Raw genomic sequence first — 19,311 nt, 5'->3', positions numbered from 1 at the left:
GCTATGCTGGCATTAGACATTAAGAATCTCAGCAAGAGGTATGAGCATTTTCATTTGCAAGACGTATCTTTTCAACTGGAACAAGGCTACATCATGGGATTTATCGGGGCCAATGGCGCTGGGAAAACAACGACCATTAAGTCTATTCTGAATTTGACTCGTATCGATAGCGGAGAAATTCATATTCTGGGTAAGAACATGGCCGAGCACGAAGTCGAACTGAAGCAAGAAATCGGCTCAGCATTTGGGGACATCAACTTCTATACCCGCAGCAAGATCAGCTCACTAACGAATGTGATTAAGACATTCTACCGGAACTGGGATGATGCAACCTATCACAGGTATATGAAGAAATTCAACCTTATTGAAGACAAGAAGATTGCCGAGCTGTCCACTGGAATGAAGGTGAAATACAATTTGGCCCTCGCATTGTCGCATGGCGCAAAGCTGCTTATTCTGGATGAGCCCACCAGCGGGCTCGATCCGGTTGCCCGGGATCATCTGTTGGATATTTTCCAAGAGCTGGTGGGCAGCGGAGAGATCAGCATTCTTTTCTCAACCCATATCACTTCCGACCTGGAGAAATGCGCGGATTATATTACTTATCTCCACAACGGACGAATCATCAACAGTGCCGAGAAAGAAGAGTTTATAGATACCTACCGCCTGTTGAATGGAAGAAAGGAACAACTGGAGCAGATCAAAGACCGACTGATCTCCTACAAGACGAACTCGTTCGGATTTACAGGCCTGATTTATACTACGGACTTGGACCCCGCGCTCCATCTTACATCCACCGTGCCTAATCTTGAGGAGATCATGATCTATTGCTCGAAGAAGGAGGATACGTATGTATAACTTGCTGAGGAAAGAACTAAAGCTTGGCGTAAGTCCGTTCTTCTACGTACTGCCTTTTCTGACCGGTGCTTTGATGCTGATTCCCGGGTGGCTGTATTTCCTGGTTATCCTGTACTTTTGTTTTATTACGATTCCGAATATGTTCGGAGGATATAAAAGTCAGAACGATCTGATGTTCACAAGCATGCTACCTGTAACCAAAAAGGACATAGTTAAAGCCAAAATATCCTTTGTTGTTATTCTGGAATTGCTCCATATCGTTGTTGCTGTTATTTTTGGCATGATAAGCATTCGCTTATATCCTAAACTGACCTATCTCTTCTTTGCCCCTTCCTTAGGCTTTTGGGGACTCTGCTTCGTTATGCTGGCAATCTTCAATATCATCTTTATACCCATGTACTACAAGACGGCTTATAAATACGGCGCTGCTTCCATTGCATCCATCACAGCTGCTATCCTTTTTGCCGGGGTCGCTGAATGGCTTGGCATAGCCAACCCGTTTGTGTTTGATCTGTTCAAAGGAACGGGTGCTGGTAATTTGGCCATCCAACTATCCATCCTGCTCATAGGAATTACAATATTTGCGATATTTACGATTATCGCTTATCATATTGCAATCAAACGGTTTGAGAAAGTGGAAATCTAATGAACATTGCTATTTCGAACACCTCAGACAAACCTATTTACCAGCAGCTGTTTGAACAAATCAGCGCACAAATCCTTAAGGGCGAGCTAGTTACTGGCTATAGCCTGCCACCCATACGACAGGCGGCCTCGGAGCTCCGTGTTAGTATCATAACCGTCAAGAAAGCGTGGGAAGAGCTCGAACGGCTTGGTTTGATCTACACCGTTACAGGCAAAGGATGTTTTGTAGCCGAGCTCTCGTCCGGCGAGATGCTTCACAAACGCAATGAAATGCTCTTGCAGCAGATGCGAATTGACGCTTCATATTACAAATCCTTTGGTCTGACGATTGAAGAGGTCTTCGAGCTTATGAAAAAAATTTATTGACGCTCCATCTCATATACCTTATGAAGGGCTTTATAGAACAGATCCGGCTGGTCCATCATGGTCATATGTCCGGCATCAGGAATCATGTAGAGCCCTTTATTAGGGGCCACGATCTCCTCAAAGTATTGCTGTGCAAGGACATAAGGGGCCTGCCAGTCGTTCTCGCCCAATAAGTAGTAGACGGGCACCTGATATTCTGCCTTCTCCTTACGAAGATCGAAATCGCCCAGAAATTCATGCAGCTTGGCATTCGCCTTGAAAATTTTCATAAAAGCCGTAATATCGGATAAGCGGAAGATAGGACTTTTAAATACGGTTAACCACGCTCCAAGACCGAGCTTTATTGCCAAATTGTATTTACCTTGAAGCTTTCTGACCTTCTCACATTTCTCAAGGAACTCACGGTTAAATACAATTCTTGAACCAGGATATTCGCCAATCGATTTAAGCCTGGCAAGCGATTTGTGATCACCGGCCTGCTCGATCATTTCCTTAACCTTGTTATATCCGATCCGTTCATTCTCCAACATATTAATAACGGGTCCAACGGCAATGAAATAGGATACTTCCTCAGGATACCTTCTTATCAACATGGAACCCAGTATACTTCCCCATGAATGACCGAGGATCACGATTTTCCTCTTATCATATTTCGTCTTCAAATACTGAATCACAACGAGTAGATCCTGCATGAGCAATTCGAAGTCTGGTAGTTGATCCGGATTCTTCGTTAATGTCTTCCCGGTTCCCCTCTGGTCCCAATGAACGACCGTATAGATCTCCTCCCATGATTCCTGGAACGCCCTCGTGAACAAGGACTCGGCAGAGCCTGGTCCCCCATGCAGGAACAGCAGCACAGGGTTTGCGGGATTTGTTCCTCTATGGTAGAGGAATTGACGGATTCCGTTAACGGGAACATACTCGGCAATACAGATCGGTCGCTTGGCATTATTCTTCATGGTTCCGCTCCCCACTCGTAGACTGCTGTCTGCGTCTTCCAAATTCCTTAATTACCCTTGCCTGGATATCGCTCAGATCCTGAACAGGCTCTAGCTTGCCTTCTTCTTCAAATCCGTCTTGTTCCTCGCCATCAAAGCGGTACATCTTCTTGAGCAAGTTCCACATTTGCTCCAGCTCCTCTGCTCCAAACTCTGCAAACAGGTCTGTCAAAAAATAAATGCCTTTCTCCGCCACTTCCACCAGGACATGTTGTCCCAGCTCTGTAATGGTGACATTGACTGCACGCTTGTCCTTTAGGCTAGGCTTAATGAGAATATATCCGTTCTTCTCCAGGATGGTAATGATCTGCTTCACGCTCTGTTTGGTCGTTCCAAGCTTCCTCGCAATGTTGTTAATCGTAGTCTCATCCTGCGGCAAATGTGTAATGGCAAGCATGGCCATGTACTGCCTGGAGGTCAGCTTTTCCAGGTAGGCATCGCCTTTCATCTGGATCTTGTTAGCTAGCGAGAACAATGTTGCATAAGTCTGCTGCATCAGAAACAATTCTTTATAAATATCCATAATTAGTCGAGTTAGCTCCTTCAATTTAGACAGTATAAGTTCTAAATAAATTATAGAGCACATCTAAAATTCAGTCAATATACTGTCTTTCAGTCGAGCCGTTCTTGGCATCCATTTATCATATTGAAAAAGTCACCTGGGTTGGGATACTATGCTAAACTCAAAATGGAGGTGCGTTTAATATGAAGCTCGTAAGATTGGAAGGACTTACACTGCTGGCTGACGATGTTGGCCGATTGGCCCGATTTTACCAGGAGGTCTTAGGATTTGAGATTGTTGTTGAAGAGGATCATTATGTGGAATTTAACAATTCAGGGGTGAGATTAGCTATTTGCTCTAGATCTCTGATGTCCGAGAATACCAACGGCTATTCTTCTTACAGTGAATTTCGCAAAGGCCAAGCCGTAGAGCTTAACTTCCAATGTGATTCGCCGGACCAAGTACACGCCTTGTACAATGAGTTCGTTTCGAAAGGAGCCATCGACGTCACAGCCCCACAAATCAAGTCTTGGGGTCATACAACGGGTTTCTTCGGCGATCCTGAGGGAAATGTACATTCCATATTTGCGGTAAATCCTGTGTGAATTGCGGTAGGTCTTGCGTGACGAGTGTTTCGGTTCGTCCCCATTGTCCTGTTAGTAAAACCCCGATCCTACTGGATCGAGGTTCCTTTCTTGCGTTTATGGTCAGCAGTTATTCAACTTACCAAGGCAAAGCCTCCTGCTTATGGAAGAAGCCTCCGCTAGGCCCATCACTAGGGAGTGTAGCCAAGTACACCGCCGTCTCCGCCCCTTCGGGAATTTCCATGACTGCGCCGCTTCCACCCATGTCGGTTTTGACCCATCCCGGATGAGAAGCGTTAACTTTAATCGGGGTATCCTTAAGCTGAATGGACAGCTGAGCAGTCAAGGCGTTCAGCGCAGCTTTGGAAGTTGTATAGACAGGGGCGGCAGCCATTCCGTACATTTCGTTCGTGAGAATGGTTCCAATCGATCCGAGGATGCTGGACTGATTCACAATTCTCCCTGCCGGGCTCAATTTCAGCAAAGGCAGCAGTGCGAGGGTCAGCGCATAAGCACCGAAAAAATTCGTTTCAAAACCGCGCCGCATGACATCAATGCCCGTACCTTCATGATCCACATAGATTCCCGCATTGTTCACGAGAACATCCAGCTTACCATATTCCGTTTCAATCCGATCGGCTGCTGATTGGATATGCTCTGCGTTCGTAACATCCAGTTCAATCGGATAAGCTCGGACTTGTTCAGCTTGCAGCTGTTCGGACGCCTGTGATGCCTTTTGCAGACTTCGTGCCCCAATCAGTACAATCATGCCTTGCTTTCCTAACTGACGTGCGATCTCCAGGCCAATTCCTTTATTTGCCCCTGTGATCAATGCGATTTTCTCACTCATTCTTTAACGCCTCCAGATTCGTATTCTAGTTATGTACCGTTCAGTACATAATGGCTAAAAAAAACTTACTCCAAAAGAGTAAGAATTTCCGCAGCGACATGTTCGACCCGCGACGGACTCGGTTTCATCTTCATCGTCACCGTTAATCCAATCGCGGTTAATGTCAACACACGCGCAATTGAAGATGGGTTCAGTTGATCGGGTAATTCGCCGGACTGAATTCCGCCTTCAATTGATTTCCTGAACAATTCGGTTAATCGGGCTTCAAACTCTTCTGTAATCTGCGCGAAGACAGGTTCATGAGGTGCCAATTCAACCATCGTATTCACACATAGACAGCCAAAGTCCGGATTACTCCCGCCCGAGCCCTCAATGACCCCTTGAAAATACGCAAGGAAAGACGCTTTCACCGAAGGCATGCTCCGAAGCTTGTTCTCGACATAGGTAAGACTCAACTCTACATAAGCTCTCAGCGCGGTCTCAAACAGTTCTTTCTTCCCACCGAATGTAGCATAGAGACTTGGCCGTGCAATCTGCATACGTTCGGTAAGGTCGCCGATGGACGTTGCTTCATAGCCCTTTTCCCAAAAAACCTGCATTGCTGCAGTTAATGCGACCCGTTCATCAAATTCTTTCGGTCTTACCAAGAGACATCCACTCTTTCTGTACTGATCAGTACAAATTGATTGTATTTTATTCCCTCCTGCTTTGTCAACGTGAATTGTTAATACAAAAAAACACCGGCCCGTTAAGGTCGATGTTCTTTGCACTTCAGTCCGTCTTGACTCATAGTTTAGTCGAATTTGTTTAGCGAATCGGTCAAACGCCTCAAATGATTCAATAAGCTATTTTTGTCCTCCGGTGTCCAATCCCCCAATGCTTCTTGCATAAGCCTCTGGCGGGTGGAATTAATCATGGAGTAAATTTCCTTCCCGTAACTGGTTAATTCGGACAAGCGAATGCGTGAATCGTCGACTGATGGATAGGTGTGCACCAATCCTGCCGCCTCCAGCTTATCGATTTGGCGGCTAACACTCGAGTAATTCTTCCCCATTAGGTTGGCCAAATCGCCAACACTTGTCGATTGAAGATGAGCGATGCCCCCAAAAACCTGAAAGGCTGCTGCCTCCATCTCAACACCGGCACTGGCAATCATTTTCTTATCACGATCCGTCCGGTTAATCATCGTAACCAAATCAATTACCGCTTTAAAAATTAGTTCTTCCATGAAGCATATTATACCCTCACAACCGGTCTCGGCGTCAAGGGAGCATGCCAAGCAGCTTCAATATCCTGTAAGGCAAACTCCGCTACAGCAATGTTTATCTTCCCCTCTGCAGCCATTTCAAAAACGCTTTTAGCAGAGGACATCATATCAGCTAGGGAAACACTCCTTCCCCCGCTTCCAAGCAGTTCAATTGATGAGGCGCGAAGGATCGATGAGGGAACGTTGATCGTTTCCTGCCCCGACGATGTTCCGATACTCACAAAACGAGTTGTCTGTTTTGTGCCCGTCTTAGCGATAGCTGACATGATAGCCACAGCGCTATCACCCCACAAATAGTCAAGTACAACGTCAACACCCCCGGCAACAGCTGGCATTAAGGCATTTTCAAATTCATTACTACCATCTTTGACGCTCATATCGAATGCAACGACTTCATCAGCCCCAAGCAATCGCAATTTGGACTCATTACGCCCCGTCACAATGATTTTCATAGCTCCCAGATACTTGGCTATCTGAACAGCTAAACTGCCGGATGCCCCCGTGGCCCCATTAATCAGAACAGTTTGCCCGGGCTTGAAGTGAGCCCGATATACCAAAGCTGCCCATGACGATGTAGCCGGATTAGCGATAGCGGCGGCGGTGATATCATCAAGGCCATCTGGTAAAGGGACAATCATTGTCTCCTTGACCAAGGTTTGCTCTGCCAGACTGCCATAAGGCGCGGTAGGCTGCGCAAAGTATACACGAGTGCCATCTTCCAAAGTACCCACTCCGTCTGCACCAGCTATGAGTGGGAAGTTAACTTCTGATGAGTAATGCATTCCCATGGAACGGAATTTGCTAAGTCTACTTAAAGCTGCCGTCGAAACGTTAACCAAGACATGCCCCTCCGTGGCAACTGGTGAATCACACTGACCAAACACAAGGGTTGCCCCCATTTCCTTCACGATGGCTGCCTTCACAGTTCATCAGCACCTCTCTAATATATTTATGTGCAACTTGCACATAAATAGAGTATCACAATTATGTGCATATTGCACATTTTTGACAAAGACTTGTACATTGGACGACCGGGGGTTATATATGAACCGGCGCTGCGTGCGGACTGAGCCTATTACGATCAGGAGGTCGCTTCAGCCCAAAAGTAAAAAAAGAAGCACCACAACTTTAAGTTGTGGTGCTTCTTTTTTATGAGCCCTAGGGGGATCGAACCCCTGACCTCATTGCTAATCCCCATTCTCAAGTTTGAATTTATCAACCCCTTCCAGATCAGATTCCCGGTAAATATGATATGCTGGAAAAAAAGTATCCACATATAACGGAAACCCCATCGCGGCGGCGCGAACACAGAAATGACGATCCTCCCCCCAAAAGGAAAGATTTTTAATAGGATTAAAGTTCACTCCAGCAACCATCGCTTGACGGCTGATAAGGGTACACGCCCCTAATCCCCCTATTTCATAAACTCCTGGCACCTTTAATTGAGTAATAAATTGCTCGTAGCGTATGGCTCTATCCTTGTCGCTTAACTTCTCTCCTCTTTGCTGTTCCCACTGCGTATACTCGTCCTGGAGCCATACTTGAGGCTGAGGTGCAGTATTCGGCTGCCATGAAGTCCAAAAGATTTCCGACACAATATCTTTTCCCGAAGCGACTAGTTGTTCAACCGTTTTGGGATGCAGCAACAAATCCGAATCAACTAAAAACAAAAAGTCGTACTGTTCATCCGTGGCATGTCGGATCAGGGTATTCTTAAATTCTGCCACTTTCCAAATAAGATGTTCGTTCCAAAAATGCGTATTCTCGTTCCGGTAATATTCGTCTCTATACTTGGATTTCTGCACCATGACTGGGTTTGCTATCTGGGCAAACTCTTGAAGCATTGCACTAGATTGTTCGTCTTGGTTGTCGTCAATAAAAAAATATCCAAACTCTACATGGTCCTGTCTTAAACGACACAGAGAACTTAAGAACTCACGTAATATGGCCGGCTTTTGATGGACAGGGCTTCCGAGCAACACACGTTTTTTGTTCTCATTCATGAGAATCACTGTCTCCTAGGATAGTTTCCAAATAACGTTTATTTTGGATAACCCTTGGATCAGTCGGTCGATAGCTGCGGGCAATCTCATTATGATTGTAAGCAAGCCTGTATTCGCCAATTCGGTCGTAACATACACAAAGCTGAAGATGAGGGAGCCAAGATGAGCATGTATGGTTGAAGAAGCCCAGGTTATCTCCTGGCAGTTTGTATTGGGTGGCAAGCTTATACCAGAATATCGCTGTCCGTATTTCGTCCTGGCTCAAAAAATGATATCCAATACGACAACAAAATTCGGGTCGTGGGCTGCTGTATCGGAAGGAGCGCAGAGAGGATTCCAACTCTTTTTCACGATTACCGAGCTCGTGGTAACAATCCGCTAATTTTCCGCAGGAAGAAATAATATCTTCAATCCACCCTTTCTCAGAAGCAAGAAATTGCTCGTAATAACAAATCGCTCGATCGTACATCTTGTGATCAACGAGCTCATTTGCAAAATAATATAAGTCCCTTGGAGTAAACACCTCGCCGCGGAGTAACCGTTTTTCATAAATGTTAAGATTCCTGTCGCTGTCATGGTGGAGACTGCTGTGTGTAATGGCAACATCGCTATTCAAAATATTCCCCCACACCTCAAGGTACTCGTGGACTGCACCAATCCATTGGAACTTATTTTCCCTCAATACGAGTCGATTACGCCGAACACTCGAAGTCACATTCCCAAATTCATCAAAAGCCAAATGGTACTCCATTGTAACGGAATCAATAGATGGATCGAGCATCTCTTTGAGATCCATAAGTTTTTTGCGATCCTCATCCTTTAACTCATCGTCCGCGTCTAACCAAAAAATATAATCTTTATTAGCGCAACTGAAAGCATAATTCCGGGCGGCTGCAAAATCATCGATCCATTCAAAGCCGTAAATTTGGCTCGTATATTGAAGTGCAATTTCTTTCGTGTTATCACTTGATCCCGTATCTACAATAATGATTTCTTCAACAATGTTCTGAACAGATTCCAAACATCGACCGATTGTATCCTCTTCGTTTTTTACAATCATACAAAGACTTATGGAGATCAAATCGCTCACCTCATTACAGTTATATTCTGAGGGAAATGGCATGTGAGGCGTCGTCCTAATTAAACCAAGCATTTCAAAACAAAAAAGCGGCTACCCAAAAAAGGATTAGCCGCCTTTTAACTTAAGGCTGTATTAAAGCTCCCGTAAGGGTGATTGCTCCAATTGCATTTGCTGTACCAACAGTAGTAAGTGCAGCTAACGAATACGAAACATTACCCGTTCCAGGAGTTAGATCAACGTGGTCAACACTTGTAGCTGCAAATGTGTTATTTCCAACCGCATGTTGATTAATGCTAAATATATTAGTTGTCCCACGTTGAATTTGCAGTTGGAGTACTGTATCACCTGAAGTAGAAACCCAACCTACGATTCCCGTTAACCACACCCTACTTCCTGCCGGAACTCCTGTTATTGTAATAGTCTTTAATGTTGTTACGGCAGTTGTTATCGGGATTGCCGAACTTCCCGTCGTATTTGGTGAATTCTCCGATACCTGAAACTGTTGGAAGACCCCTGCCGTGCCGGTGGCTCCCGTTACTCCTGTGGCTCCTGTTGCCCCGGTTGCCCCAGTCGCTCCGGTGGCTCCGGTTGCCCCGGTTGCCCCGGTTGCCCCGGTGGCTCCGGTTGCTCCGGTGGCCCCGGTTGCCCCGGTTGCCCCGGTTGCTCCGGTTGCTCCAGTGGCCCCGGTTGCCCCGGTGGCTCCGGTTGCTCCGGTGGCCCCGGTTGCCCCGGTTGCCCCGGTTGCTCCGGTTGCTCCAGTGGCCCCGGTTGCCCCGGTGGCTCCGGTTGCTCCGGTGGCTCCTGTTATTCCCGTTGCTCCAATTTCCCCAGTCGCTCCAGTTTCCCCAGTCGCTCCGGTTGCTCCCGTTGCTCCGGTGGCTCCGGTTGCTCCCGTTGCTCCGGTGGCTCCAGTCGCTCCTGTTACTCCCGTTGCTCCAATTTCCCCAGTCGCTCCAGTTGCCCCAGTCGCTCCGGTTACTCCCGTTGCCCCTCTTTCTCCTGTTGCCCCGGTTGCCCCAGTTACTCCTGTCGCTCCCGTTGCTCCAGTTTCCCCGGTTGCTCCAGTTGCTCCGGTGGCTCCGGTTGCTCCGGTTGCCCCGGTTGCTCCGGTCGCTCCGGTTGCGCCGGTTGCTCCAGTCGCTCCTGTTCCTCCTGTTGCCCCGGTTGCTCCGGTGGCTCCGGTGGCTCCGGTTGCCCCAGTCGCTCCGGTAACTCCTGTTGCTCCTGTTCCTCCGGTGGCTCCGGTTGCTCCGGTTGCCCCGGTGGCTCCGGTTGCCCCAGTCGCTCCGGTGGCTCCGGTTGCCCCGGTTGCCCCTGTTGCTCCTGTTACTCCCGTTGCTCCGGTTGCTCCAGTTGCTCCAGTCGCTCCTGTTATTCCCGTTGCTCCAGTCGCTCCTGTTATTCCCGTTGCTCCAGTCGCTCCAGTTTCTCCAGTGGCTCCTGTTACTCCCGTTGCTCCAATTTCTCCTGTTGCCCCTGTTGCCCCTGTTGCCCCAGTTACTCCTGTCGCTCCAGTTGCTCCAGTTGCTCCAGTTGCTCCAGTTGCTCCAGTTTCCCCTATTGCTCCAGTTACTCCTGTCGCTCCAGTTGCTCCAGTTTCCCCTGTTGCTCCGGTTACTCCAGTTGCCCCAGTCGCTCCTGCTTCCCCTGTTGCTCCTGTCGCTCCGGTTACTCCAGTCGCTCCGGTTGCCCCGGTTGCTCCTGTTGCCCCTGTTGCCCCAGTTACTCCTGTCGCTCCGGTTACTCCAGTCGCTCCGGGTGCCCCGGTTGCTCCGGTTACTCCCGTTGCCCCAATTGCTCCTGTTGCCCCTGTTGCTCCGGTTGCTCCAGTTGCCCCAGTCGCTCCGGTTCCTCCTGTTGCTCCTGTTCCCCCGGTGGCTCCAGTTGCTCCTGTAGCTCCAGTTGCTCCGGTGGCCCCAGTTTCCCCTGTTGCTCCAGTTGCTCCTGTCGCCCCTGCTTCCCCTGTTGCTCCTGCTTCCCCTGTTGCTCCGGTTACTCCTGTTGCCCCAGTCGCCCCTGCTTCCCCTGTTGCTCCGGTTACTCCCGTTGCCCCTGTTTCTCCTATTGCCCCTGTTGCCCCAGTTACTCCTGTCGCTCCTGTTGCTCCTGTTGCCCCAGTCGCTCCTGCTTCCCCTGTTGCTCCTGTCGCTCCAGTTGCTCCAGTTGCCCCAGTCGCTCCGGTTACTCCTGTTGCCCCTGTTTCTCCTGTTGCCCCTGTTGCCCCTGTTGCCCCTGTTGCCCCTGTTGCCCCAGTTACTCCTGTCGCTCCAGTTGCTCCTGTTGCTCCAGTTTCTCCTGTTGCTCCAGTTTCTCCTGTTGCTCCAGTTTCTCCTGTTGCTCCAGTTTCTCCTGTTGCTCCAGTTTCTCCTGTTGCTCCAGTTTCTCCTGTTGCTCCAGTTTCTCCTGTTGCTCCAGTTTCTCCTGTTGCTCCAGTTTCTCCTGTTGCTCCAGTTTCTCCTGTTGCTCCAGTTTCTCCTGTTGCTCCAGTTTCTCCTGTTGCTCCAGTTTCTCCTGTTGCTCCAGTTTCTCCTGTTGCTCCAGTTTCTCCTGTTGCTCCAGTTTCTCCTGTTGCTCCAGTTTCTCCTGTTGCTCCAGTTTCTCCTGTTGCTCCAGTTTCTCCTGTTGCTCCAGTTTCTCCTGTTGCTCCAGTTTCTCCTGTTGCTCCAGTTTCTCCTGTTGCTCCAGTTTCTCCTGTTGCTCCAGTTTCTCCTGTTGCTCCAGTTTCTCCTGTTGCTCCAGTTTCTCCTGTTGCTCCAGTTTCTCCTGTTGCTCCAGTTAGATCGGCTGCCCCAGCGACTTCGGTCACTCCATTCAAAACAGCAGGATCGGGAACATATGTTGGATCATTTGGATCAATTGGATCATTTGGATCATTTGGATCTAATGTTTTAGAATTTTTAAGTTCTCTGATGTATCTTAATGCTTGATGTAGTTGAAGTAAGGCATCTACAACCTCTTTCCTAGCACGAGTTGTTTTTTGTCTTTTCACAAGGTAAGTAGCTTTTCGTAACTCTTTCATTGCCAAATTAACTTTTCTTACACACCTTTTTCGTAACCTCTCCCTACTATTCATTTTTCCCTCTCTCCCGGTATTTTCGAGGGTACGTATTTTTTTTATTTAAGCTCCCTAAAGCTTTACCAAGAATGACTAAGGTGGTTTCAATTTCGTCCACTGCACGTTCATATCTTTCTCGTCTTAAATGGTGTTTTGCTCTCCGCAGTCGTCGGTTTGAAACATTTAAAATACGTATTCGATTCCGACTGGCCATCTATTGTTCTCCCTTCGGAAATTGTATTTTTCTTTGTCCACGATTCTTTCTGGGTATCACAACATTGTACGGGCAGGAGATTAATATCAGCACGATATTCGCCTATTTATGAAAATTCTTATACCAATCCCTTATCCCACCCAAACTACTACAGATGTTCTACGCAACATCCAAGCTAGGACTTAAAACCAGAGTCCCCTCACTTAGTTAATTTATTGACAGGCTGGCATATTACATGTTAAATTATTTCTTGTGTTTAACTCGGGGCGTTAGTTCAGTGGGAGAACGCTTCGCTGGCAGCGAAGAGGTCAGGGGTTCGACCCCCCTACGCTCCATAATGTAAAGACCCTTTAGCAGGGTCTTTTTTTGTTTTGTATATAACCTACCTTTAACCCGCATTTACATATGCTTATCTTCTCTATTCCTTACTTCTTCCAAGCAAATTGTTCAGTGATATATCATTTCTAACCTGCAGCAAGCAGCTCTTTTATGTATTAAAAAAGCTATGCATATACATAGCTTTTAGAGACTTAATAAATTAGATAACTTACTATATTTGGCTTAAAAAAGAGCTTGTCCGATTTACAGCACGCGACGAGCCGTGACGTAAGTTTTGTCCCAGGTGCTTCCCTTGAATGTTGAGATGGTAACACCAATACCTACCCGGTAAGTATGAAGCAGCTTCCCATTTCCAATGTAAATGCTTACGTGATTAATCACGCCATCGCGGTTCGTATCGGAGAACACCAGGTCTCCTGACTTAAGCTTACTTTTAGACACGTACTTGCCGGCTCTGGATTGATCTTTGGATGAGCGTGGAATACGGACGCCAACCTGCTTGTAGAGATACTGAGTAAATGAAGAACAGTCAAAGCTGCTAGTGACTCCGGTTTTAGCTCCGAACTTATAAGGAGTCCCCAGAAATCTTTCACCAGATGCAGTTATACGGTTCGCCTTTGTGCTGCTGGTAACCGTCGCACTTGTGGCCGCATGTGCTGATTGAGCGTTTAATAAGACACTTCCGGACAAAGATACCAAAAGGCTTAGACTGATTCCTACTATGGTTTTACCAATACGTCTAATGTTCGTGTTGTTCATGATGTACTCCCTTGTGTTCGTATTGGCGGCGTGAACCGCCTTACCCAAAAGTAACATATTTGTAACTTCCATTATGTACCTAACTATTTGCAAACTACCAATAGATCAAGGTTTATCCTACTTTATTAAAAGTTGATTAAAATTCCATTCTAATTTCTCCTTGACAATCCTGGTAGATTCGTCCTCTTCTTCCGCATCTGCACAGTAAAGTAAAAGGCACGAACAGCTTATAAAGCAAGCTGCTCGTGCCTTTTCGGCTAACCTTTTCATAGTTTTATTTATCTGATCTCTAGTCCAAAAGCGTTCTAAGCCGTCTGAGCTTCCTCCCCTGATGCTTGACTAACCTTCGTATGCGTTCTGCTCTTCCGTCCGTCGATGCTAACAGGAACATCCCCATCAATAGTCACTCTGCGAACCACACGATGCTGATCCCCGTAGTCATTTACGGCGTAATGCTGTGTAGCCCGGTTATCCCAGATGACTACGTCTCCAACGGACCAGCGCCAGCGGACCGTATTCTCGAGGCGGGTGATGTGAGACTGGAGCAGTGAGATTAGCTGTGCAGAATCGTTCGCGGAGAGACCTATTATTTTCTTCGCAAAATGTCCCAGCAGCAGTGTCCGTTCCCCGGTCTCCGGGTGGACACGTACAAGCGGATGCTCGGTCTCATACAAGGTGGAGACAAACACTTCCTTGTGATGGCGAGCCGCTTCCTCCGTGATCTGCTCGCGGTGGGCAGCATAATCATACTGATTCGTATGCACCGCCCACAGCCGGTCCACAAGGTTCCTCAGTTCCTCAGGGAGATGGTCATACGCTGCGGCGGTATTGGCCCATACGGTATCTCCCCCTGCTTCAGGTATCACCACGGAACGAAGAATCGAAGCCTGAGGATAAGCATCTACGAAGGTCACATCCGTGTGCCACGAATCCGCCCGTCCTCCGTGAGCAGAGTCCAGCTCAAGCACATATTCTGTTCCATTCTTAATCGGTACCGTTGGATGAGCAACCGGAGCTCCAAATATGCCTGCAAGTGCTTCCTGTCCGGCATCATCCAGATGCTCCTGTCCACGGAAGAAAATTACTTTGTACTTCAGCAGAGCCTGACGGATCTCGGAGATCGTCTCAGCATCAAGGTCTGCCCCCAGACGAACACCGTGAATTTCTGCACCAATTCGGCCCGCAACCGGCAGCACCTGTAGACCCTTGATAACTTCCTTGTTCACCAAATTACTCATCATTAGTTCCTCCTTTTATTTGGATCCTGAATTAGGATTTGAAACCGTTAAGAGTTAACCGTTAAGAACTAAGAATAGCTTTAGTTGACGCTATACAGCACGGCTGCATCTTCAAAGGCCGCAGGATGCACCGGCCGCTTCAATTCGAGATGATCCCGCAGAGTTGTTCCTGTATACTCCGTACGGAACAATCCCCGTTTCTGAAGCTCGGGTACAACCAGATCCACGAATTCCTCAAGCCCTCCCGGCAAATACGGCGGCATAATATTGAATCCGTCTGCCGCTCCGCTTAGGAACCACTCTTCTAATTGATCTGCAATTTGTTCCGGAGTACCTAAGATCTCGCGGTGGCCCCGTGCACCGGCAATCCGCTCATACAACTGGCGAATCGTCAGATTCTCCCGCTCTGCCAGGTCCTTCAGCAGAGTGAACCGGGTCTTGCCTCCATTAATTTGATCCAGTTCCGGAAGATCCGGGAGCGGTCCATCCACCGGATATGGTGATAGATCGAAGCTGATCAGCTGAGACAGCAGACTTATCCCCGCCTCTTCAGGAATCAGCTGCTCCAGAAGCGCTTTTTTCTCTTTCGCCTCCTCTTCCGTTCTTCCGATAATCGGGAATACCCCAGGCATAATCTTCAGATCCTCCGGCGAGCGTCCATACTTGGCTAATCGCCCCTTCACATCACTATAGAAGTTCTGGGCTTCCTCCAGCGTCTGCCACGCTGTGAATATCACTTCCGCTGTGCGTGCGGCAAGCTCCTTGCCAGGCTCGGATGATCCGGCCTGTATGATCACCGGATACCCCTGAACTGGGCGGGCAACATTCAGAGGCCCTTTCACCGAGAACCATTCCCCTTTGTGATGTAGGGTATGAAGCTTGTTCTTATCGGCAAAAGCCGCATTCTCCTTATCAAATAAGAAGGCATCGTCCTCCCAGCTGTCCCACAACCCCGTGACTACGTTAAGGAACTCTTCCGCCCGTTCGTAGCGAAGGGAGTGAAGCAGATGGCTCTCCTTGTTGAAATTGAGCGCTTCATCCGGGTTCGCAGAGGTAACCACGTTCCATGCTGCGCGCCCGCTGCTCAAATGATCCAGTGAGGCAAACTTTCTGGCCACATGATAAGGCTCGTTATAAGTGGTCGATACAGTTCCAGCAAGTCCAACGTGGTCCGTTACGGCGGCCAAGGCGGACAGCAAAGTAATCGGCTCCGGACGTACGGTTACGGTCTGGGCCACGGCCTCGGCATATTTCTCGGAGACCGAGTATCCGTCAGCCAGAAACAGCATGTCAAATTTGCCTCGTTCCGCGGTCTGGGCCAGCTTCTTGTAGAATTTCAGGTTCAGCACTTCCGAAGCTTCCGCTCCCGGAAATCGCCATGCTGCCACGTGATGGCCGGGTGTCATCAGAAAGGCTCCGAGTTTCATTTGCCGCGTACTCTTGCTCATAGGGTTTCCTCCTCATAATGGACCGTGATATTTACTAGATAAGTTGAACTATCGAATTACACGTAGTCAGCCGTATGAAATATTCTTACGATCGCTGTTGCTCCCAGACTTCTTAATTGAAGTTTAAAGGTAGAAGTCTGGGAGCAAAGGCGAACGCTCCGCTTCTCCAGAATCATTTCACACTCTTGCCTACTAGTAATTCTTAAGTTCTCTTATATGGATAAACTCAGAACCATTCCTACTAATTCGAGACCTGCTTCCAAGCGGTCAATTTCTTCTCCAAAGTCACGAGCGCGTAATTCAGAATGACACCAAAGATCGAGATCGTAATGATCCCTGCGTACATCTCCGTAATCTGAAAGCTGAACTGTGTGTACTGGATGAAATAACCAAGCCCCGACTTGGCTCCTGCCATTTCGGCAGCGACGAGAACCAGGATGGAGGCCGATCCGGCTTGGCGGATGCCCACAAATATGGTAGGAACAGAAGCGGGCAGTACCACTTTCCGGAATAGCTGTACCGGAGATAACCCCATCGATCTGGCGGATCGGATGAGCAGCGGATCCACATTTCTGACCCCACTGATCGTATTGAGCAGCAGCGGAAATACGCAGGCATAGAAGATAATGGCGATCTTGGAGGTCTCTCCGAGACCGAGCAGCATAATAAACACCGGAAGCAGCGCAAGCACCGCTGTATTACGGAATAACTCAAGCAGCGGGTTCAGGTACTGCGCCACGCTCTTCCACCAGCCGATAGCCAAGCCCAGCGGAACACTGACCACCAGGGCCAGGGCAAATCCTCCAATAGAGCGAACGAGACTAACTTCCATATGTTCGGCAAGATCCCCCGAGAGGAGCAGGCTCCACCACGTGCTCAGCACTTCACTTAGAGGAGGCAGAAACGTAGCATTGGTCCAGCCGAGACGCGGAGCCACTTCCCACAGAACCATAAACGCAATTATGACAATAGATGACCTGAACGCCAGAAGCAGCTTCTCTATGGTCCAGCCCAGCGCTCTCCTCTGGGTGCTCTGTTCCTTCTTCTCCAATCTGACAAGTACTTCTCCTATTCCTGCTCCTGCTCCCGTATTAGCCATGGGTAGCCGCCCCCTTCCCGGATATTTTGCCGGTCCCCGACTGCAGACTGCGGTCCTTCTCCTGCTCCTGCGCGAGCTTGACTTCATCTTTTAGCAAATCCCAGATTTGGTGCCGCAATCTGACGAAGTCCGGATGAGCACGCAGATCCTCCTCTGATGTTCTCGCCTCAAACGGAACTTCAATCACTTCTTTAATCCTTCCCGGCCGGGAAGTCATGACAGCAACACGCTGGCCTAAATAGACGGCCTCCTCAATTCCATGAGTTATGAAGATAATCGTCTTCTTCGTCGCTTCCCAGATCCGCAGCAGTTCACTCTGCAGCGACTCCCGAGTCTGGGCATCCAGCGCGGCAAAAGGTTCATCCATCAGCAGCACTTCCGGATCGTAGGCCAGGCTTCTGGCAATCGCGATCCGCTGCTTCATCCCGCCGGACAGTTCATGGGGGTAACGATGCTCGAAACCGGCAAGACCCACAAGTTCGATATATTCCTGAGCGATAGCGCGCCGCTCTTTACGCGGAACTCCCTTCGTCTCGAGGCCGAACTCTACATTGGCCAGGGCCGTCTTCCAAGGAAATAAGGCGTACTGTTGGAACACAATTCCACGGTCCAGATTAGGCCCGGTTATAGGCTTGCCATCCAAAAGGATCTGTCCACTCGTCGGCGTGGTAAGACCCGCGAGAAGATCGAGCAGGGTGGACTTTCCGCATCCTGATGGACCTACAATCACCATGAATTCGCCCGGCTTCACGTCCAGATTAATATGGTCCAGTGCCTTTACAGACTGACTGCTGCCTTTCAAATCTCCGGGTCTACGCCGGACTCGAAAAGATTTATTCACCTGCTGAATGCTGATTTTAGCGGAATCGATACTCATCAATAACACCCCTTTTCTGATTATGATGCGAGTTACTTGGCCTCATTCAAGTAAGGATTGAACTCATTGGTATACAGATCTTTCGGATTCAGCTCTCCCTGCTTGATCGTGCCCTCCTTAACCAGCCAATCGACCCAGGTGCTGAATTCCTTCTCGGCTATAAGTCCGCCCTTCCCGGCAATTCCGGTACTCTTCCAGTACTTAATCGCCTTGGTATCCTCCTTGCGGCCGCGATTCTTGATAATCTTCTCGTATCTCGCCACAACCTCTTCACGCGGAGTTGTCCTCGCCCATTCAATGGCTTTGGCTGTGGCCTCCACGAATTTTCGCGTGGCCTTTGGATTATTCTTGATAAATTCATTGGTTAACACGTAGCTGCCTGCGCTGAACGTTCCGAACAGCTCCTTATCTGTGAAAAGAGGATGAATGCCACCGCGTTCCAATGCTTTGTCCCGCAGGATCCCACCAAGTGTGGCTACATCCACCTGATTGGCCCGCAGCGTCTGTTCCGTTGTAACTGGCGGAACAACAACTAGCGTAACCTGGTTGATCTCATCCTGAGTCAGGCCCTGTCTGTGGAGGTACTCTTTAATCACGAATTCGTGGTGGGCTCCAAGCGTATTAACGGCAATTCTTTTGCCAATTAGATCCCGGGCTGTCTTAATGGAACTCCCGTCCAGCACGTAATATCCGCTCCAGGTGTTATCATCAACCCCATAGTAAGAAATGACCGGAGTAATTGGCGCTTTGGCAGCAAGCAGCTTGACAATAGCTCCATTAAACGCTCCTCCGAAGTCGGTATCTCCAGTCACTACAGATTGGATATCCTGCGGTCCGCTGATTGTATTTCCGATAAATTTCAATTTGAGCGGAGCCAGATAACCGAGGTCTTCAGCAAGCTCGGGATAGGTAACCGCACCCACATTTCCCTGGTAACGAAGCTCGGCAACTTCCAGGCCATTCTGGCCGGCTGCGCTTGCCGATGGGGTTTTGTCTTTGCTGCAGCCGGACAACACCAGCGAGGATACAAGCATCAGGGCCATAGCCGTACCGGCAATTTTAGAAATAGGATTCATGAGAACAACCTCCATCTGCAATTTGATATGCGCTTTTAGAGCGGATGAACCG

The 19,311-nt window shown here is 48.6% G+C and carries 19 protein-coding genes and 1 tRNA gene; 5 read left to right on the top strand and 15 right to left on the bottom strand.

Translation table 11 applies throughout. From position 1 onward, the window contains the following. Positions 1-3 precede the first annotated feature (3 nt). The 3 genes from EJP77_RS14620 to EJP77_RS14610 are packed head-to-tail and all read left to right on the top strand — an operon-like array spanning position 4 to position 1,869. The gene (locus EJP77_RS14620; RefSeq protein ID WP_127199988.1) at positions 4-858 is read left to right on the top strand and encodes an ABC transporter ATP-binding protein; all 855 of its coding nucleotides are present in this window, start codon (positions 4-6) and stop codon (positions 856-858) included. Then, positions 851-1,504 carry an ABC-2 transporter permease gene (locus tag EJP77_RS14615; RefSeq protein ID WP_127199987.1) on the top strand — a complete coding sequence of 218 codons (654 nt, stop codon included), beginning with the start codon at positions 851-853 and terminating at the stop codon, positions 1,502-1,504. Before EJP77_RS14620 ends, EJP77_RS14615 begins: the two co-directional genes overlap by 8 nt. After that, positions 1,504-1,869 (top strand): GntR family transcriptional regulator, encoded by a 366-nt coding sequence (locus tag EJP77_RS14610; protein ID WP_127199986.1) that lies wholly within the window; start codon positions 1,504-1,506, stop codon positions 1,867-1,869. The genes EJP77_RS14615 and EJP77_RS14610 overlap by 1 nt, the downstream gene beginning before the upstream one ends. On the opposite strand, the gene EJP77_RS14605 is transcribed toward EJP77_RS14610, so the two are convergent. Then, positions 1,863-2,828 (bottom strand): alpha/beta fold hydrolase, encoded by a 966-nt coding sequence (locus tag EJP77_RS14605; protein ID WP_127199985.1) that lies wholly within the window; start codon positions 2,826-2,828, stop codon positions 1,863-1,865. The genes EJP77_RS14610 and EJP77_RS14605 overlap by 7 nt on opposite strands. Continuing rightward, the gene (locus tag EJP77_RS14600) at positions 2,818-3,390 is read right to left on the bottom strand and encodes a MarR family winged helix-turn-helix transcriptional regulator (protein ID WP_127199984.1); all 573 of its coding nucleotides are present in this window, start codon (positions 3,388-3,390) and stop codon (positions 2,818-2,820) included. The genes EJP77_RS14605 and EJP77_RS14600 overlap by 11 nt, the downstream gene beginning before the upstream one ends. Positions 3,391-3,572: 182 nt before the next feature. Between EJP77_RS14600 and EJP77_RS14595 the strand changes: the two genes are divergently transcribed. Continuing rightward, positions 3,573-3,974 carry a VOC family protein gene (locus EJP77_RS14595; protein WP_127199983.1) on the top strand — a complete coding sequence of 134 codons (402 nt, stop codon included), beginning with the start codon at positions 3,573-3,575 and terminating at the stop codon, positions 3,972-3,974. A 118-nt stretch (positions 3,975-4,092) separates the two neighbouring features. Here EJP77_RS14595 and EJP77_RS14590 read toward each other — a convergent pair whose 3' ends face one another. The 7 genes from EJP77_RS14590 to EJP77_RS14560 all read right to left on the bottom strand — a co-directional run bounded on the left by EJP77_RS14590 (position 4,093) and on the right by EJP77_RS14560 (position 12,143). After that, entirely contained in the window at positions 4,093-4,803 is a 711-nt protein-coding gene (locus EJP77_RS14590; RefSeq protein WP_127199982.1) for an SDR family oxidoreductase, read from the bottom strand. 65 nt (positions 4,804-4,868) lie between these two features. Beyond that, positions 4,869-5,450 (bottom strand): TetR/AcrR family transcriptional regulator, encoded by a 582-nt coding sequence (locus tag EJP77_RS14585; protein ID WP_127199981.1) that lies wholly within the window; start codon positions 5,448-5,450, stop codon positions 4,869-4,871. 146 nt (positions 5,451-5,596) lie between these two features. Continuing rightward, positions 5,597-6,031, bottom strand: a complete 435-nt coding sequence (locus tag EJP77_RS14580) for a MarR family winged helix-turn-helix transcriptional regulator (protein WP_127199980.1) — start codon at positions 6,029-6,031, stop codon at positions 5,597-5,599. Positions 6,032-6,039: 8 nt separating this feature from the next. Then, complete coding sequence (locus EJP77_RS14575) at positions 6,040-6,909, bottom strand: quinone oxidoreductase family protein (RefSeq protein ID WP_246021896.1); 870 nt, start codon at positions 6,907-6,909, stop codon at positions 6,040-6,042. Positions 6,910-7,257: 348 nt separating this feature from the next. Next, entirely contained in the window at positions 7,258-8,073 is an 816-nt protein-coding gene (locus tag EJP77_RS14570; protein WP_127199978.1) for a glycosyltransferase, read from the bottom strand. Further along, complete coding sequence (locus EJP77_RS14565) at positions 8,066-9,196, bottom strand: tetratricopeptide repeat-containing glycosyltransferase family 2 protein (protein ID WP_425464250.1); 1,131 nt, start codon at positions 9,194-9,196, stop codon at positions 8,066-8,068. The genes EJP77_RS14570 and EJP77_RS14565 overlap by 8 nt, the downstream gene beginning before the upstream one ends. Positions 9,197-9,275: 79 nt before the next feature. Then, entirely contained in the window at positions 9,276-12,143 is a 2,868-nt protein-coding gene (locus EJP77_RS14560) for a collagen-like protein (RefSeq protein WP_221886016.1), read from the bottom strand. Positions 12,144-12,686: 543 nt separating this feature from the next. Between EJP77_RS14560 and EJP77_RS14555 the strand changes: the two genes are divergently transcribed. Then, positions 12,687-12,758, top strand: a tRNA-Ala gene (locus EJP77_RS14555). Positions 12,759-13,005: 247 nt separating this feature from the next. On the opposite strand, the gene EJP77_RS14550 is transcribed toward EJP77_RS14555, so the two are convergent. The 6 genes from EJP77_RS14550 to EJP77_RS14525 all read right to left on the bottom strand — a co-directional run bounded on the left by EJP77_RS14550 (position 13,006) and on the right by EJP77_RS14525 (position 19,259). Then, the gene (locus tag EJP77_RS14550) at positions 13,006-13,578 is read right to left on the bottom strand and encodes a C40 family peptidase (protein WP_246021895.1); all 573 of its coding nucleotides are present in this window, start codon (positions 13,576-13,578) and stop codon (positions 13,006-13,008) included. A 248-nt stretch (positions 13,579-13,826) separates the two neighbouring features. Then, positions 13,827-14,759 (bottom strand): TauD/TfdA dioxygenase family protein, encoded by a 933-nt coding sequence (locus tag EJP77_RS14545; protein ID WP_127200066.1) that lies wholly within the window; start codon positions 14,757-14,759, stop codon positions 13,827-13,829. Between the two features lie 80 nt (positions 14,760-14,839). Further along, positions 14,840-16,207: an LLM class flavin-dependent oxidoreductase gene (locus tag EJP77_RS14540; RefSeq protein ID WP_127199977.1), complete on the bottom strand. Its 1,368-nt coding sequence runs from the start codon at positions 16,205-16,207 to the stop codon at positions 14,840-14,842. Between the two features lie 241 nt (positions 16,208-16,448). Continuing rightward, entirely contained in the window at positions 16,449-17,306 is an 858-nt protein-coding gene (locus EJP77_RS14535; protein ID WP_127199976.1) for an ABC transporter permease, read from the bottom strand. Beyond that, complete coding sequence (locus tag EJP77_RS14530) at positions 17,299-18,183, bottom strand: ABC transporter ATP-binding protein (protein ID WP_127199975.1); 885 nt, start codon at positions 18,181-18,183, stop codon at positions 17,299-17,301. Before EJP77_RS14530 ends, EJP77_RS14535 begins: the two co-directional genes overlap by 8 nt. 32 nt (positions 18,184-18,215) lie before the next feature. Next, positions 18,216-19,259: an ABC transporter substrate-binding protein gene (locus EJP77_RS14525; protein WP_127199974.1), complete on the bottom strand. Its 1,044-nt coding sequence runs from the start codon at positions 19,257-19,259 to the stop codon at positions 18,216-18,218. Between the last annotated feature and the right edge of the window lie 52 nt (positions 19,260-19,311).

Source organism: Paenibacillus zeisoli, assembly GCF_003994465.1.
Classification (GTDB): domain Bacteria; phylum Bacillota; class Bacilli; order Paenibacillales; family Paenibacillaceae; genus Fontibacillus; species Fontibacillus zeisoli.
Note: the sequence above shows the minus strand (reverse complement) of the source record. Positions and strands in the feature narration are given on the sequence as shown.

What these genes read in the sequence shown, in the direction of transcription:
- EJP77_RS14620 (WP_127199988.1), top strand. Translation starts at nt 4, where the DNA reads ATGCTGGCATTAGACATTAAGAATCTCAGCAAGAGGTATGAGCATTTT.
- EJP77_RS14615 (WP_127199987.1), top strand. Translation starts at nt 851, where the DNA reads ATGTATAACTTGCTGAGGAAAGAACTAAAGCTTGGCGTAAGTCCGTTC.
- EJP77_RS14610 (WP_127199986.1), top strand. Translation starts at nt 1,504, where the DNA reads ATGAACATTGCTATTTCGAACACCTCAGACAAACCTATTTACCAGCAG.
- EJP77_RS14605 (WP_127199985.1), bottom strand. Translation starts at nt 2,828, where the DNA reads ATGAAGAATAATGCCAAGCGACCGATCTGTATTGCCGAGTATGTTCCC.
- EJP77_RS14600 (WP_127199984.1), bottom strand. Translation starts at nt 3,390, where the DNA reads ATGGATATTTATAAAGAATTGTTTCTGATGCAGCAGACTTATGCAACA.
- EJP77_RS14595 (WP_127199983.1), top strand. Translation starts at nt 3,573, where the DNA reads ATGAAGCTCGTAAGATTGGAAGGACTTACACTGCTGGCTGACGATGTT.
- EJP77_RS14590 (WP_127199982.1), bottom strand. Translation starts at nt 4,803, where the DNA reads ATGAGTGAGAAAATCGCATTGATCACAGGGGCAAATAAAGGAATTGGC.
- EJP77_RS14580 (WP_127199980.1), bottom strand. Translation starts at nt 6,031, where the DNA reads ATGGAAGAACTAATTTTTAAAGCGGTAATTGATTTGGTTACGATGATT.
- EJP77_RS14570 (WP_127199978.1), bottom strand. Translation starts at nt 8,073, where the DNA reads ATGAATGAGAACAAAAAACGTGTGTTGCTCGGAAGCCCTGTCCATCAA.
- EJP77_RS14565 (WP_425464250.1), bottom strand. Translation starts at nt 9,196, where the DNA reads ATGCCATTTCCCTCAGAATATAACTGTAATGAGGTGAGCGATTTGATC.
- EJP77_RS14550 (WP_246021895.1), bottom strand. Translation starts at nt 13,578, where the DNA reads ATGTTACTTTTGGGTAAGGCGGTTCACGCCGCCAATACGAACACAAGG.
- EJP77_RS14545 (WP_127200066.1), bottom strand. Translation starts at nt 14,759, where the DNA reads ATGAGTAATTTGGTGAACAAGGAAGTTATCAAGGGTCTACAGGTGCTG.
- EJP77_RS14540 (WP_127199977.1), bottom strand. Translation starts at nt 16,207, where the DNA reads ATGAGCAAGAGTACGCGGCAAATGAAACTCGGAGCCTTTCTGATGACA.
- EJP77_RS14535 (WP_127199976.1), bottom strand. Translation starts at nt 17,306, where the DNA reads ATGGCTAATACGGGAGCAGGAGCAGGAATAGGAGAAGTACTTGTCAGA.
- EJP77_RS14530 (WP_127199975.1), bottom strand. Translation starts at nt 18,183, where the DNA reads ATGAGTATCGATTCCGCTAAAATCAGCATTCAGCAGGTGAATAAATCT.
- EJP77_RS14525 (WP_127199974.1), bottom strand. Translation starts at nt 19,259, where the DNA reads ATGAATCCTATTTCTAAAATTGCCGGTACGGCTATGGCCCTGATGCTT.